We start from the raw sequence: 14,464 nt of genomic DNA, 5'->3' as shown, positions 1-14,464 counted from the left end.
TTATTGTGTTTTATAGGTTTTATCTGTTTTAAAGAAATTCATTACACTTTCAATATTTGCATTTGTATATCCATCCTGATTACCCAATGATTTAAGTGTCGCTAATGCCCTTTTATCAGCTCTGTCCATTTCTAAAACTTCCATTTGCTCACAGGAGAGTTTTGGAGATTCGATACGCACATATTTTGCCCTTGGGTCAATTTTTTTTATCGCATTTTGAATAAAGAAATGGGTGAAATAAGCTTGCCCATCCATGGATGTTTGCATGAGCTTTGATTTCCATCCAATAAAAGACCTTCTCTTTCTTGATTTAGCCGCCCATCCGCTGGCCTGAGATATACTGGCAATAGACAAAAGCTCAACGTGGGTATAATTTTTGCCTTCATCACCAACAAAAAATTTTAAAGCTTCTAACAAACCGCACAATGAAGGGTTATTTGCCCAGACACCCCCGTCTACAAACATTGTGTCGTTATACTCATGTATGGGTAGATATGTAGGAGCAGCAGAGGTTGCTAAAGCAGCGTCAACTAATGGAATTTCCTTGTCCATAAAGAATCCACCTTCTTTATGCGGGAACTTGAAGACGCGTGGCAATCCAGAAGTTAAGTTAAAGCTTGGAATACATACTAAATTGTCAAGCTCACCTAATTTCTTTTCCTTAAATGTATTGGTTAGTTGTTTTTTTAACTGCTTTGCCGAATACTTTCCCCAAAACAGAGTTTGTTTTAAAGCTTGTATTTTAGATTGAAAATATCTAAAGAAACGATAGTTACTTGTGGGAAAGATACTTTTCCCATGTTCAGAATATAATTTAGCTAAGTCTGTAGCCTTTTCACCTGATGCAACTCCCAAGGCTATTATACCTCCAGTAGATGTTCCACAAATCATATCGAAGCATTCTCCTGCCCTTCTTCCTGCCTTTTCTTCGAGTCGCGAGAGTACGGTAGCACTGTACAGCCCTTTTATACCGCCCCCATCAATTGATAATATTTTAAACGGTTTATTTTCCGACATACTCAGTGCTTTTTGTCTTTTGGCGGATTTGGATCATTGCCATAGCTGTTTGGGTTTTGAATTTTCCCATCTCGTTTATGGGGAATCAATTCTGCTCCATCTTTCTTCGCTCTCTCTTTGCTCCATTGCATCGCTTCATCTTTTTTATCAAAGTGCTTTGATGCTCTTTCAGCATTATTCTTTTTTGCATCCCAGCCACCTCTATCACCATTAGGTACTACATGTATTTCTTTCCTTTTTGGCATAATTTTCAATTTTAGTTTATTTTTAATCGTTTCTTACCCGTCAATAAAACCTGCATCATCCATTTCTTCTGATCGCTTAATTTTTCGGTTTTTGATCTCAGAATATTCATTTCTTCATCCACCTTTTGAAGTAATCGAGCAATCGCCACTTGTTCTTCCTTTTGCGGTAGGATTGCTTTTACAATTGAGAAATCCTTGAACTTACAATTCAATGTATCACCAACCAAACCTTGGGAATTTCTCCAAAAGAGATTGACCATTTTTGGAGTCTTAAAAAAGTACGAGAAGTATAAGGCGTCTGCTCCTTTTTTTGCCCTTACAATCGTATATGAGGGGCTAACTATCCCTTCCAGGCCGGAAAGAGCACTTCTTCCCTGCCACATCCGCATTGTATTGTATCCGATATCGCCAACGCAAATCTTTTTGTACTTTGACTTGTCAGCATTCGATGTATCCTTTTTTACAGATTGATTTTGCGGGTAAACACCATTTTGGCCAATAGATAAAAGAGTAAGCCCTTCTGTTTCCCTTTCATTTCTTTCAGAAAACATTTCACCCAAAGAATATTCCCTCCACTCCCCACAAAACCCCTTCAAACGCTTCTTGCCGGTTAATAAATTCTGCATTAACCATTTTTTGCGCAGCTCTTTTTGAGCGATAAGGTGGTTGTTGGTGTTAATGGCTTCATCCATTAAACTCAAGGCTTTTGCGATGGATTCTTGTTCTGATAGTGATGGTAATGCAGTTTGTATCCTTCTCAATTCACCAAGAGATATTTCGCTAAATGTGCTACCCTTTGACGCTTTGATAATACTTTTATAAACTTGTGAAGATTTAAGCGCATATGACACAAAGCGACTATCCGCTTTGGTATTTTCAACGGAAATTCGCGCAGTCCCTTGTGTTAAGTTTGCCTTCGAGAGGGCGTAGGGTACTATACTCAATTCACCAATATTTCCCCTTAAAGAAAAAACTATATCCCCTGGGAAAACTTCCGATCGCTTATATTTCTTTGCGATTTCAAGGGATGTTCTACTCAATTTATCGATATTAATATCACCACCAACATCAGTACTCTTGATATATGGGACTCCATCTGAAACTTCTACACCAGCCTGTACTATTCCATAAACTATTGGTTTTTTTACAATTTCTTCCAATCTGTACACACCCCATTCACTTGGAATTCTTATGTCATAATAGGGTATGCTTTTTAGTGTCTCAACTGCCATTAGTCCACCAATTGATTTAAGTACTTTCCTATCTCCTCCTGCACACTTTTCAATTCATCTTCCAAACTTTCAATCTCACTTTGCACCGCAGCAATATCCACCTCTGCCTCTTCCTCAAAAGTGTCCACATAACGAGGGATATTGAGGTTAAAATCATTCTCCGCTATTTCTTCAGAAGTCGCTACATAGCTGTATTTGTCTTTTACCACTCCGGGTTTTAATTTGCCTTGGTTAAACTCCTCATAGCCTTTTACAATGGGGATAATGTCTTCTTCCATCCGGAGTTTATTCTGGTTTTTAGCAGACTCATAACATTGGCTGGCGTCCACAAATAAAACGTCAGTATTATCAGCCTTCCCTCTGTTAAAAATCAATATTGCTGCCGGGATCCCCGTTCCAAAAAACAAGTTGGCCGGCAAGCCAATGACCGCTTCCAACAGGTTTTCTTCAATCACTTTTCTGCGAATTTTTCCTTCACTCGCCCCTCGAAATAATACACCGTGGGGCACGACAACTCCCACCTTGCCTGTACCTTCGTAGGTGGTCTCGATCATGTGGGTTATAAATGCCCAATCGCCTTTGCTCTTAGGTGGAACACCTCTCCAAAAACGATTGTATTGATCTGTCTCAGGATCATAAGAAGTGGTGTTTCTACCTTCTTCTTTATCTTCTACCTTACCCCATTTATCTAATGAGAACGGGGGGTTTGCTATTACCGTGTCGAATTTCATTAATTCATCCCCTTCTTTCAGTTTCGGGTTTCGAATGGTATCTCCCCAACGAATCGTGGCATTGTCAAATCCATGCAAAAACATATTCATCACAGCCAAAGCCCAGGTGCTTCCATTGGCTTCTTGTCCATAAAGCGAAAAATTGGGTGAGCCAACTTCATTTCCGGCTTTTATCAGCAATGATCCTGAACCACAAGTTGGATCACAGATGCGCGAACCGGGCTTAGATTTAGTGAGTTTGGCCAAGAGGGTTGAAACTTCGCTTGGAGTGAAAAATTCTCCCGCTTTCTTCCCCGCATCGCTGGCAAAATTGGCAATCAGGTATTCATAAGCTCCGCCAATAATATCATTTCCATCCAAATGTGATGGACGTAAATCCAGTTTATCTGAATTGAAGTCTAACAGTAGATTCTTAAGCCGGGTATTTTTGTCTTTTGGCTCGCCCAATTTGCTATTATTAAAATCGATGTTTTGGAATATCCCCGCACCATCTTCGCTGTAAAGTTTTTCGCGGTTGGCCTCTTCCAAATCTGTTAGAGCAATATTGATCAACTCACCAATATTAGATTCATTTCGGCTGTTGTAAAGGAATTTAAAATGGCTTTGCTCTGGAACTACAAAGCGTTCGTGCTGCATGCTGCGCTTCGCACGTTCTGCATCTCCATTGTATTTTTCAAGATACGTTGCGTACTTGTCGTCATGCACATCGCTAAGATATTTGATGAAAAGCATGGTAAGCACATAGTCTTTATAAACACTTGGATCTATACTTCCCCGAAATGTGTCGCAGGCTTTCCAAACTGCGTTATTAATGACTTGTTGTGTAATTTTGTTTGCCATTTTTTAGTTGTTTAAAGCGGTATAAAGTTTTTGTTGGTAAAATTCATTTCGGAGTTCCATAAGCTTTGAATGGATTTGCTTTTCATAAGTAGTTAGCTTAGCTATTTTACAGATCAACTGTTGCTTCTGAATACTTGGAACCGTAATTTCCGTTTTGCCGAGCACTTCTTTTGAAATGGAAGGTATCGAAGAACCCTTCGCAAAGGCTTTTAAATAAGACATGGTTGTTGGTTGATTCAGGTGCCAAGTTAAAAATTCTGGGAGCACATTCCTATCTTGCAACCGGACAACAAAAAAAGAAGTAGATGCCGCAGCGTTCATGTCTTCATCATCAAAACAGGTCGCAAAATTCTTAGTACCTTTAGATGAAAACAATATATCTCCGGGTTGCAAATGGTGATTAGCTGAAATCCCAATTGAATTCAGATCCGGGACAACTTCGGTAACCCGGTTTCCGTCTTCATCATAGTACTTGGGTTGTAAATACACCATATCCCCTTTTGCTACAGCCTTAGCAAAAACTCCGGTTTGGATATTAGCAATATTTTTCAACTCTGTTTTCATTTCTGTCTTATTTATTGAGTACGACGGCTACAAATATAAAATGAAAATTCAATAAGACAAGTAAAAAAGTGATTTAATTTTTAAGTAGAATGATTACAAATTACGAAATCCCCCATTGAGATGGTCTCTATCTTGATGTTTTCTAAGGAACATTGGCAAAATCCATATCAAAAAAAATATATTAATACATATTGAAAGCTTGGGAATGGCAATTGCATATAATTTGACAATCAACTCTGAGAGAAATTTTCTAAACTTCCCAATTATAGGAAGGTAAGAGAGGCTTACTGACAGACCCCTTAAAGCATAACACCAGTTGCTTTCATTAAGTAAGAAAAATAAATTTTCTCCCCGCATAGTTCCATTTCTCAAACTATTTCCCTATCTTACATAATATTCAAAAAAACAAAAAATGGTCACGTCACCCGCCACACATCCTTCTAAAAACAACCAAAAAACAAACAGGTCATAGCGCGATGCTAGCGCGATCATAGCGCCATGCTAGCGGGTTGCTGGCGGTGCAACTCCTATACAACCATACTACAACCCCTAATTAACCGTTAGCTAACTAAACACCAGCAAGTAGTTAGAACCATTTTACCCTTATTCTTCTGACTATTCGCAAATAGGAAGAAATCATGGCGAAGCAACACGGAATCAACCCATTTACCGGCAAACTCGGAGAGGTAGTAGGCCGCAAACTAAACGGAGTTTTTATAACCTCCCTGCCTGGAGGCTTTACATCAGAGGGTCTCAAGAATGGCAAAGATGACAAGTACATAGAGGTCTTTAATAATTCAACCCAATTTGGCAAAGCATCCCTCATGGCCACTGCCATTTACAACACGATAAACAGAAAGGAATTTAAGGCCAACATCAAGGGAACCGCACACGAAAAGATGGTTGGCAAGCTGCGCATCTTCGCGAAATACGACAAAGAAAATCCCAAAGGAAAGAGAAAGCCAACTGAAACTGCCATGATGCAATTGGTAGATTATCAGTTCAATCCTCCGGCCATGAATACTATCAGGGAAAAACCTCATATTGCCGAAACAGACCCAACCACCCTCATTAGTTTTTGGTGATTGGTTTTTAGTTTTGGTGTTTGGATAATTCTGTAGACAAATTTCTAATTTTGAAATTCACAGAATTAAATACGCCAGATATCAAATATCCCAAATCCCAAATTTTACATTAAAAGGAATATCAATGCTAATAAATTAAAACTTTGGGTTTGTTCTCCTTTTAAGTAATGACAAAGTACTTTTGGATCGACTGTCTGAAGTAACCAAATGCGTAATCGTTTCATCAATATCGGCTTGAGTAAAAAGCTTTGAATCATTTGGTATAATGGCTCGAGGCGACAATTTTTCTGAACTCATATGATTTTCAGAAAAAATAATTTTAGCAAATTCGCCGGTTCTCTCTGCGTCTTTTAAATTAAATGGAAGAATTTGGACATTCCTTAAGGGCAAATCTTGAAGCTGTCCGACTACACAATACTCTGCGATTGAAATGGTCGATACCTTAAGGGTTATTTCATTTTCCAAAAAGTATTTGAAATATCCCCTAGCATTGGAGTGAAGTTCATCTTCGCTGTTAAGGAATCGAATAAAAAAGCTCGTGTCAAGCAATACACTATGCTTCATACCCACCGCGAAGATTTAATAACTATGAATCAGGGTCTATATTCTTCCAGCTCTGTTTTGCGCGATTAATAAGCCCGTCCAGATAAGCAGAATCATAAGTAGGACTGTAGTCAATCAATTCTTTCAACTTCAGAGATTTTGTATCGACTTCTCCTGTTTCAATGTTTTGAAGCCCAACTGCGCGAACACCATATTTCTTGTACAAAAGGTTTTCTTCTTGTCCTTTTAGGAAATCTTCTCCGGTCTCAATTGCAATGTATCCGTCAGGTGTATCAATGTGAATATTAGCTTTATTCTTCCCCCCTGCGTCTTTTATAATACCATAAAAATAAAGCTACGCCTCAACCCAAAGATTTTTAATACGAACGAAATGAGTATTTGGGCTAATAATGAGTTCCGCATTTATATTTAGTGAAGTCTTTATCTAATACTCATAGTCTTTCTGTCGTGCAAGGCTTTGAATATTCTCAAATGCTCTGGCCGATTTTAAATCAAGAAATTCTATCGAGTTTGCGGATTGAACCTGTGCGATCACCGCACTAAAGCCAATAACCGTTTGAATAGAGGTTTTAAATATATGACGCACCGAGCCTTCTTCAATGTTGTAAGTTACCAGCGGTCTGTCCTTTTTGCTCGTGGGAAACAATAAATCTTCCACATTTTTAAGAATAGAAGCTATTTGACTGATGTCATAATTATCAGGTGTCAAGTCCATATTTCCTGACTTCCCAATCACTCTGATTTCTATGTCGCCTATTTTATCCACTTACAACAAATATAATCTTCTTTTTTAATACCAGTTTTAATTCGTGGCAAATCGATTGAAATGTTCCGTCTTGATGATGAAACAAACGATAACGTTTTGAATTTAATCGCCAGTCTTCTCGGAGAACATGAAGTACATTCGGTACATTTTGAAAGGCATATCGACAGCTCAGATCAACGCCTTAATAAACTTTCTCCACCATACTCGCCATCAGAACATTCGCACATCAGCATATGGAACTTGCTGACCGAAGCGTCAGTATCAGCGCATCCTAACTCAAAAACCCTCAACAACAAAAATCCGATTATCTTCAAAATCATGAACCTTCCCACCAACATATTTCATCCCAGTAGTAAAACTAAAATCACTCAACCTTTCACCTTTTGAATCTACCAAGTAAACATCGGTGCCATTGGTTATAAACATATCATTCCCGTTTACCTTCTGGCGTATTGCAAAATAATTCTTTTCGCGAATAGCTTCCACCGGCGCTAATCCTTCCGAAAACCGAATCTTCATTCCACCGGTATTTGCCACAAAAAAATCGCCCGGGTATTTTTCGGCAGCCATTACAAAAGTCGAATCGGAAAAAAGAATAGCCGGCGGATTGAGAATAGCCCCAAAACCCGCATGTTGATTAGATCTTCCAAAAGACTCCTCCTGCATCGTACTCAAATCATCAAGTCTTATTTCTACAAGTTTATTCTTAAGCGCAATCACAATGGTCGAGTCTTTTATCAAAAAATCCTCCACATACTCCCGGTTTCCGGTGTTGAGCTGTACGCCAAGTATAGATCCCCTTCCATCCACATTCATTTTATGTAGCACCGCATCGCTATAGATGGGTCCATTAGGTGTAGAAAGGACTCCTTTAGAAATCAAATAAACGGCATCATTGACTACAAACACTTTTCGGGCAGAGCCAATCGCTTTTTCAACAGGTTCTTTCCAAACTACGTCGCCATTCAGATTTACTTTATACAATTCTGTTTTTGAAGTAAAAAATACGTGTTCTTCATAAATGTAAATTGAGGTTAGCGAATTATCAGCTCGTTGGTTTGCTGGACCGGCATCGGCAGAAACGACTATTACAGCAACGCCTAAAAGCAGTCCGCCTACGAGTCCGCCTAATGCTCCAAATGCAGCCGCTGCTCCTATTCCTGCTCCGCTCGCCGCATTCGCTCCTTCCAGTGTTTTAGCCTCCACAACAAAACCCGCACCCGTTTGCAAATCCAGAAAGTTTAATCCCTTTCTCAAAAAAACAGCCGCCGTATCACCATGAATTTCAAAAGATTCTATTTCATCAAATTTGCCCGACTTCCGCCAAAGCTCCTTTCCATTTCGCAAATCTAAACCCAATAAAACATTAAAATCCTTCCCTAAGCCTACACCTCGCTTCGTTACCAAACCGATTTCGAAATTAACACGCCACAGCTCCACACCAGATTGTCGATTTACGCAAAAAGTTTCATCCCTTCCCGTAATGACAGGCAAACTATCCACCAGAAAAAATTGATCGCGAATAAAGTCAAAAGGGATAGTCCATAGCTCCCGGCTCTGACCAAGATCATACGCCACCACATGTCCGTCTCTCTTCAAATTACCTCTTTTGCTTTCGCGAATAAGCGCATATAAGATAGCGTGAGATGAATCCACATGAATCTCCTGAACAACACCCGTCGCAGAAAAACACAGCGACTCGGTACCAGCAGTAATTTCAGTACCCCGCCAGGAATTACATTCAGACCTCAAAAGCATCGGACTTTCCTGCGCCCACATTTCCAAAGGCAATAAAATCAAAACAAAAAGAAGCAGTTTTATCAAACTAAGTTTCATAGGTCAATTTTTTAACGACTATAATATGCGCCGTTTTTTAATGACGTATATTGTTTATTGTGTGTGGTTATTATTCGGCTATTCTCTTTTTTAAATCCATTCTCTCATGTAAAATTCTCGTAATTTCAATATAATCTTTATTCAGGGGTCGATAGAAAATGACATGTCGATTTGCTTTCAGTCCGAGTAAACTTTGAGTTATTCCCTCATAGTTTTTGCCTAAATCTGGATTGTCTGCAATTTCCTGACAATTAGAAATAAGAGATTGGTAATAATTGTCGGCTTGTTTCTCCGACCAAACCTCAAATGTGTAATCCCAAATTTTAGCTAAATCCCTAACCGCTTTATTGGTCAGTTTATATTCAGCCATTCAAATGCTTTTTTGCTTTTAAAGATTCAAGGTGTTTTTTAGGGTCAAAGTCGTACGCAATTCCGCTGTCAATTCCTTCTTGAATCGCGTTTCTTAAAGCAGTTACTTGGCTTTCTTCCTCTTCCAAAAGCCTTAATCCTGCACGTATAACTTCGCTAACATTTTTGAATCGGCCTTCTTTTATTCGGCTCTGAACGAACTCGTCGAAATAGTTTCCGAGTGATACTGATGTGTTTTTGTTCATTTTGTTATTGTTGTTTCAAACATACCAAAAAATGGTATAATATCCAAATCATCAAATTACACACAACAAAAAGATACATGCAATTTTACTTAGAGTCTGTCAATACACTCAAGTGGCTGGATCATGAAGCTCAATAGCCCATACGGGCGCCCGGTGGTTGCAAGGCTGCAACCAACAAACCCATCACCTTTAAAAACCTACAAAGCGTCAGGATCGCCACCCCTTTGCGACCTTCTCAGCGTGCTTGCACCCTTTCGACTGCAAAGAGTCCGTACGGCGCGCCCTCAAAGCTACCAAACACGTCAAACTCTCTTTCTTTGCGTCTTTGCGTCTTTGCGTGAAAAACCATAAGCGCGCCAGTCTTTTGATCAAGCCGCAGGCTACTCTCCAACAAATAATCCAAAAAGATCTCAAAACTCGGATCAAGTCCTTGGATCAAGCCATCGGCATGGCAGAAGCCATGAGGAGAGAAATACCTTTCAGGTCGCACGCAACCCCGCACACTTCGACTCATCTCATATTCGCATTTCGACAAGCTCAATAACCACTCGATAACCGCCGCTCACTGCAACGCATCCACACATCCTCTCCACCCATTCTCCATCAGCAAATCACCAAAAACCAAACACTAAAAACCAAAAACAAAGAACAAAGAACCAAAAATGATTTACTTTGTCTCCTTAAACAAATTGAGTGACATTTACTGAATGGACTGCCTGGTTAAAAGACTTGCCATGGGCCTTTAAGTGGTTTCCGGTGCTGGTCATCCTTAGGCCTGTTATTGACAATCTCTACTTTCTTAAAGAGGTGAGCCCGGTGCTTTCGCCGCCGTATATTGTGGGTGTGCTTACGCCAATACTTTGTATCAATGCTTTCGTAAGGTATAAATTTCCAAAGTTTAATACCGCCGATAAAGCCTTTTTGTACTGGAGTGTGGCCGTGATTTTTGGGGTACTCCTGCTGCTATTTTACGATCCGTTTTCGCTGCTCACTATTGAGTTTGTGCTCAAACTATCAATGCCTGTTTACATCTATTTCTTTTTGCGCTTGTTTATTACAGATTTGCGCGATCTTCACGGCGTATTGCAAAGCTTTCTTTTTTCGACCATTTTCGTAGCCGTTTTACTCGTTTACGAAGTATTCGTTAACCCAATTGGAATAGAAGAAAGCCGTGGAATGGTGCGCATTCAAGCAAGCTTTGGCGATGTGGTAAGCTACGGAATGTATATTACGTTTTCGCTCATCGTAGCCTCCTATTATTTCTTTGCCCGCCAGCATTTGATCACTAAAAATCGCCGACTTATCCTCGTTATTGCCGTAACCTTACTTGCACTATTGGGTCTTGCAAACATCCATCACACTGCCTCTTATACAGTATTCGTTCTGCTCCTTTTGCTATTTATTCTTTTCAATTTCCGTTTACAAAACCGAAGCGTAGCCATTGCCATCATTTTTGTAGCCGGGGTAGTCATCAGCTTCTGGGGATCGCAAATTATCAATGAGCAAATTTCACCTTTGGTGCAAACAGATATTGAGGTATATTCAGGTGTTCAAGATTCAGATCGCCTGCTACACGGCCGCGTGGGGCGCTGGCGTATGATGCTCGGAAAGTTCTCGTCAGAGTCGGTAGCCATCCAGTTTTTTGGTTATCCGCTCAAGCTAGATTATGTCTATCAGTTTATAGGCATCGGCTCTCACAACGATTTTGTACGCATCCTTTTCTCAACGGGTATTGTAGGCCTATTTCTCTACCTGTTTCTCCTGGTTAACTTTTGGATGCGCCGTGTGTTTCTCGGCCCCGCCCAGCGCTACCTGCTCACCGCCAGCTTTACAGCTCTTTTGTTTTACAGCATCAGCGTCACGCCCACGTTATACGCTCCGTTTATGTACTTCGTCTTAACTGTTTTTGCGTATGTCGCTCTAACGGGAAATAAACTTACACAATGGAAAAACCGCGCGTACTGATTCTCGGCAAGCTCCCGCCGCCTGTTATGGGTCCTGCGCTGGCTACGGAGATTATTCTGGGCTCAGGCCTGCGCGAAGAGTATAATTTGCACCATTTCGATACGCGCATCAACGAATCGGTGGCTGATATGGGTAGGTTAAAACTGGCTAAAATTCAGATCATTCGCCGTAAGTACCGGGCATTTAAAGCGATGCTTAAAGAGGTAAAGCCGCAGCTTGTGCTCATTCCCATTGGTCAAACCACAGCAGGCTTTTTTAAAGATATGCCCTTTATCCGCATGGCAGCAAAATCGGGAGCAAAGGTTGTCATCCAACTCCGCGGGAGCGCATGGCGTAGCTGGTTTAACAGTTCGGGTGCCTTTCGGCGAATGGCGGTAATGAAAAGCCTAAGCAGGGTGAGCGGAGCTATTGTGCTGGGCGATAATCTCCGTCCAATATTTGAAGGATTGATTGCCGACGAAAAGATATTTACGGTTCCCAACGGCGCCGATTATACATTCCCCGTACCTACGCACTCCTTAACAGTCGACAGGGTAAGAACAGGGCTGCGCATTACTTATCTCGCTAATTACCTTCCGGGAAAAGGAATTCTGGAACTCCTCCAGGCGCTTGAATTGCTTTCGCAGCAGCGCAACTTGCCCACCTTTGAATTTAATGGATATGGCAACTGGGACAACCCAGCCTATCGCGCCCAATGCGAATCCATCGCCGGAAGGCTGCCCCAAGTTACACTAAACCAAGCAGTGAGTGGCTCGGCCAAATGGCAGGTGCTAGCCGATACCGATATTTTTGTTTTTGCGCCCACCATGCCCGAAGGACACCCCTGGAGTATTGTGGAAGCCATGGCTGCCAGGCTGCCAATAATTACCACCGACAGAGGAGCGATTTCGCAAAGTGTATTAAATGGCGAAAATGGATATTTACTCGCGGATCCGTTTCCGGAAATCCTGGCCGGAAAATTAATTGCCCTTATTGAAAATGCCGCTTTACGCGAAGAAATGGGTGCCAAATCGCGGGCTATGTACGAAGCCGAATTTACCGCCGCCGCGATGGTCAAGAATCTCGGTACTGTTTTTAACCAAATTCTGGAAAGCTAATGTGTGGAATAGTCGGATTTATTGCGCCCAGCCTGGATGGGATAAACACAGCTGCAGCACTCCAAAGCCTGGAACATCGCGGCCCCGATTCTGATGGTTTTGTAGCCGAAACCTGCGCTGCCAGCCGGGTCTGGCTAGGGCATCGTCGCTTGTCAATTATAGATTTGAGCGCCGCCGGAAACCAGCCCATGACCCAAGACCACGTTACCCTGATTTACAATGGCGAAGTCTATAATTTTGAAGAGCTGCGCCGCACCTACCTTTCCGGCGAGGCATTTCATTCACAAACAGATACGGAGGTAATTCTAAAACTCTATATCCGCTATGGAATTGATTTTGTGAATAAGTTAAGTGGCGATTTTGCACTTGCCATATTAGACAGGCGAAAGCAAGAAATCTTCCTTGTACGCGACCGTATGGGCGTAAAGCCATTATACATTTATGAGCATGGAGGTGTCTTCGCCTTTGCCAGCGAAATCAGTGCTTTTAAGGCTGCCGGTCTTTCGCTTTCGCTGAATACGCAGGGAATTGGGCGGTATCTGGCTTTTAAGTATTCGCCGGGCAGTGAAACCCTATTTACGGAAGTAAGCAGACTCATGCCGGCCTCCATACTTGAATTTGACCTCAGCACCGGCAGACAAAACACCTCAAAATATTGGGAGCTATCGCGTGAAATCGTTCCGTTTAAAGGTTCGTACGCTGATGCCAAATCTGAACTGAGGCATCTTGTAGAAAACGCAGTAAAGAGCCGCCTGATCGGCGATGTACCCATTGCCAATTACCTTTCGGGCGGGCTCGACAGCTCTATTATTGCCCACTACTTAAAAGGTGGTGACAATGTGCATTTCTGCGCTGTAAAAAATCAAAGCGATTTGCAGGCCGAGGGCACAACATCAGATGGATATTACGCCGCAAAGCTGGCCGCCGACTGGGGTCTAGACCTACGCAAAATCAGCATTGGTCAAGACACCCTTACCGAAGAAAATCTGCGCAATGCTGTAAGTTCCTGCGGCGATTTAATTGCCGATGGATCAATCATTCCAGCCATGCTCATTGCCCAAAAAGCAGCCACAGATCACCGCGTGGTGCTAAGTGGTATGGGTGCCGACGAACTCTTCTTGGGTTATAACGGACATTTTCTGCTTCGGCTAAGCCAAATGTCGCAGCGCATTCCCGGACTCAAGCCCGTTATAGGTTCTGCGATGCGCTCTGTCAATGCCGGCAAAGGCCCTTTCAAAGCCTACCGCCGCTACCTGCAAAAGTGGGGCAACAACATGGGCAAAAAGTATGAAGCAAGCCGCTACAGCGTAGTAGGCGATGTGGATTCTGCACTCTCTGTATTCAATGGCGATGCGGGATTTGACGAATATGTCGCCCCATATTTCTCTTCCGGCAAAGATCCTTTTGATGCCTTATTCGACTTTGAAATGGAAAACTTTCTGGTCAAAAACCTTCACTACCTCGATGCCTCTAGCATGGCCTTCGGACTCGAAAGCCGGGTACCCTTTTTAGACCATGAGCTGGTAACATTTGCTGCGGGCTTGCCCACAGACTACAAGCTAAACTGGAAAATGAAATCGAAAAAGATCCTGAAAGAAGCTTACTCCGCCGAAATCCCCGCTTATGTAACCCAACGTCGCAAAGCCGGATTTGGAATGCCTCTGCGCAGCCTGCTTGCGAAAGACGAAGTGCTAAACCGCCTTCTCCCTCTCGACTATTTTGGCGACCGCCCATACTTCAATGCCGACGCAATTAAAAAGCTTATCACTGCCCACAAATCCGGCCAGCAGGATCAATCCGCTCTTCTCTACGTACTGATTTCCTTTCGGATTTGGGAAGAAATAAACTTCTAGCGCACATGCACACACACGAGACACGAGCGACGGCACACACGCACACGCTCGCGTC

Annotated in this window: 15 protein-coding genes; 4 read left to right on the top strand and 11 right to left on the bottom strand. The window is 42.0% G+C overall.

Annotated elements, in window-relative coordinates; genetic code table 11:
• The 5 genes from G3O08_RS13375 to G3O08_RS13355 are packed head-to-tail and all read right to left on the bottom strand — an operon-like array spanning position 1 to position 4,629.
• A complete protein-coding gene (locus tag G3O08_RS13375; RefSeq protein WP_163285889.1) occupies positions 1-1,017 on the bottom strand; it encodes a CBASS cGAMP-activated phospholipase in 1,017 nt (338 codons plus the stop codon).
• 2 nt (positions 1,018-1,019) lie between these two features.
• Positions 1,020-1,262, bottom strand: a complete 243-nt coding sequence (locus tag G3O08_RS13370; RefSeq protein ID WP_163285888.1) for a DUF2188 domain-containing protein — start codon at positions 1,260-1,262, stop codon at positions 1,020-1,022.
• A gap of 11 nt (positions 1,263-1,273) precedes the next feature.
• Positions 1,274-2,494, bottom strand: coding sequence for a restriction endonuclease subunit S (locus tag G3O08_RS13365; RefSeq protein WP_262888963.1), 1,221 nt, complete (start codon positions 2,492-2,494; stop codon positions 1,274-1,276).
• Positions 2,494-4,065, bottom strand: a complete 1,572-nt coding sequence (locus G3O08_RS13360) for a type I restriction-modification system subunit M (protein ID WP_163285886.1) — start codon at positions 4,063-4,065, stop codon at positions 2,494-2,496. The genes G3O08_RS13365 and G3O08_RS13360 overlap by 1 nt, the downstream gene beginning before the upstream one ends.
• Before the next feature lie 3 nt (positions 4,066-4,068).
• Entirely contained in the window at positions 4,069-4,629 is a 561-nt protein-coding gene (locus G3O08_RS13355) for a restriction endonuclease subunit S (protein ID WP_163285885.1), read from the bottom strand.
• Between the two features lie 638 nt (positions 4,630-5,267).
• Here G3O08_RS13355 and G3O08_RS13350 point away from each other — a divergent pair.
• Positions 5,268-5,714: a hypothetical protein gene (locus G3O08_RS13350; RefSeq protein ID WP_163285884.1), complete on the top strand. Its 447-nt coding sequence runs from the start codon at positions 5,268-5,270 to the stop codon at positions 5,712-5,714.
• 135 nt (positions 5,715-5,849) lie between these two features.
• Here G3O08_RS13350 and G3O08_RS13345 read toward each other — a convergent pair whose 3' ends face one another.
• The 6 genes from G3O08_RS13345 to G3O08_RS13325 form a co-directional block, all read right to left on the bottom strand.
• Positions 5,850-6,278 (bottom strand): PIN domain-containing protein, encoded by a 429-nt coding sequence (locus G3O08_RS13345; protein ID WP_163285883.1) that lies wholly within the window; start codon positions 6,276-6,278, stop codon positions 5,850-5,852.
• Positions 6,279-6,300: 22 nt separating this feature from the next.
• Positions 6,301-6,483 (bottom strand): hypothetical protein, encoded by a 183-nt coding sequence (locus G3O08_RS21220; protein ID WP_239541220.1) that lies wholly within the window; start codon positions 6,481-6,483, stop codon positions 6,301-6,303.
• Between the two features lie 219 nt (positions 6,484-6,702).
• The gene (locus G3O08_RS21215) at positions 6,703-7,044 is read right to left on the bottom strand and encodes a hypothetical protein (protein WP_239541218.1); all 342 of its coding nucleotides are present in this window, start codon (positions 7,042-7,044) and stop codon (positions 6,703-6,705) included.
• A gap of 276 nt (positions 7,045-7,320) precedes the next feature.
• On the bottom strand, positions 7,321-8,880 hold the full coding sequence (locus G3O08_RS13335; RefSeq protein WP_163285882.1) for an outer membrane protein assembly factor BamB family protein: 1,560 nt from the start codon (positions 8,878-8,880) through the stop codon (positions 7,321-7,323).
• A 70-nt stretch (positions 8,881-8,950) separates the two neighbouring features.
• A complete protein-coding gene (locus tag G3O08_RS13330) occupies positions 8,951-9,250 on the bottom strand; it encodes a type II toxin-antitoxin system RelE/ParE family toxin (RefSeq protein ID WP_163285881.1) in 300 nt (99 codons plus the stop codon).
• Complete coding sequence (locus tag G3O08_RS13325; protein WP_163285880.1) at positions 9,243-9,494, bottom strand: type II toxin-antitoxin system ParD family antitoxin; 252 nt, start codon at positions 9,492-9,494, stop codon at positions 9,243-9,245. Before G3O08_RS13325 ends, G3O08_RS13330 begins: the two co-directional genes overlap by 8 nt.
• 693 nt (positions 9,495-10,187) lie before the next feature.
• On the opposite strand from G3O08_RS13325, the gene G3O08_RS13320 reads away from it, so the two are divergent.
• The 3 genes from G3O08_RS13320 to asnB are packed head-to-tail and all read left to right on the top strand — an operon-like array spanning position 10,188 to position 14,409.
• Complete coding sequence (locus tag G3O08_RS13320; RefSeq protein WP_163285879.1) at positions 10,188-11,459, top strand: hypothetical protein; 1,272 nt, start codon at positions 10,188-10,190, stop codon at positions 11,457-11,459.
• A complete protein-coding gene (locus tag G3O08_RS13315) occupies positions 11,438-12,556 on the top strand; it encodes a glycosyltransferase family 4 protein (RefSeq protein ID WP_163285878.1) in 1,119 nt (372 codons plus the stop codon). Before G3O08_RS13320 ends, G3O08_RS13315 begins: the two co-directional genes overlap by 22 nt.
• On the top strand, positions 12,556-14,409 hold the full coding sequence (asnB, locus tag G3O08_RS13310; protein WP_163285877.1) for an asparagine synthase (glutamine-hydrolyzing): 1,854 nt from the start codon (positions 12,556-12,558) through the stop codon (positions 14,407-14,409). Before G3O08_RS13315 ends, asnB begins: the two co-directional genes overlap by 1 nt.
• Positions 14,410-14,464 lie beyond the last annotated feature (55 nt).

It is taken from the genome of Cryomorpha ignava, assembly GCF_010686655.1.
Classification (GTDB): domain Bacteria; phylum Bacteroidota; class Bacteroidia; order Flavobacteriales_D; family Cryomorphaceae; genus Cryomorpha; species Cryomorpha ignava.
The sequence above is the reverse complement of the archived record's forward strand: the minus strand, read 5'-3'. Positions and strand labels throughout refer to the sequence as shown.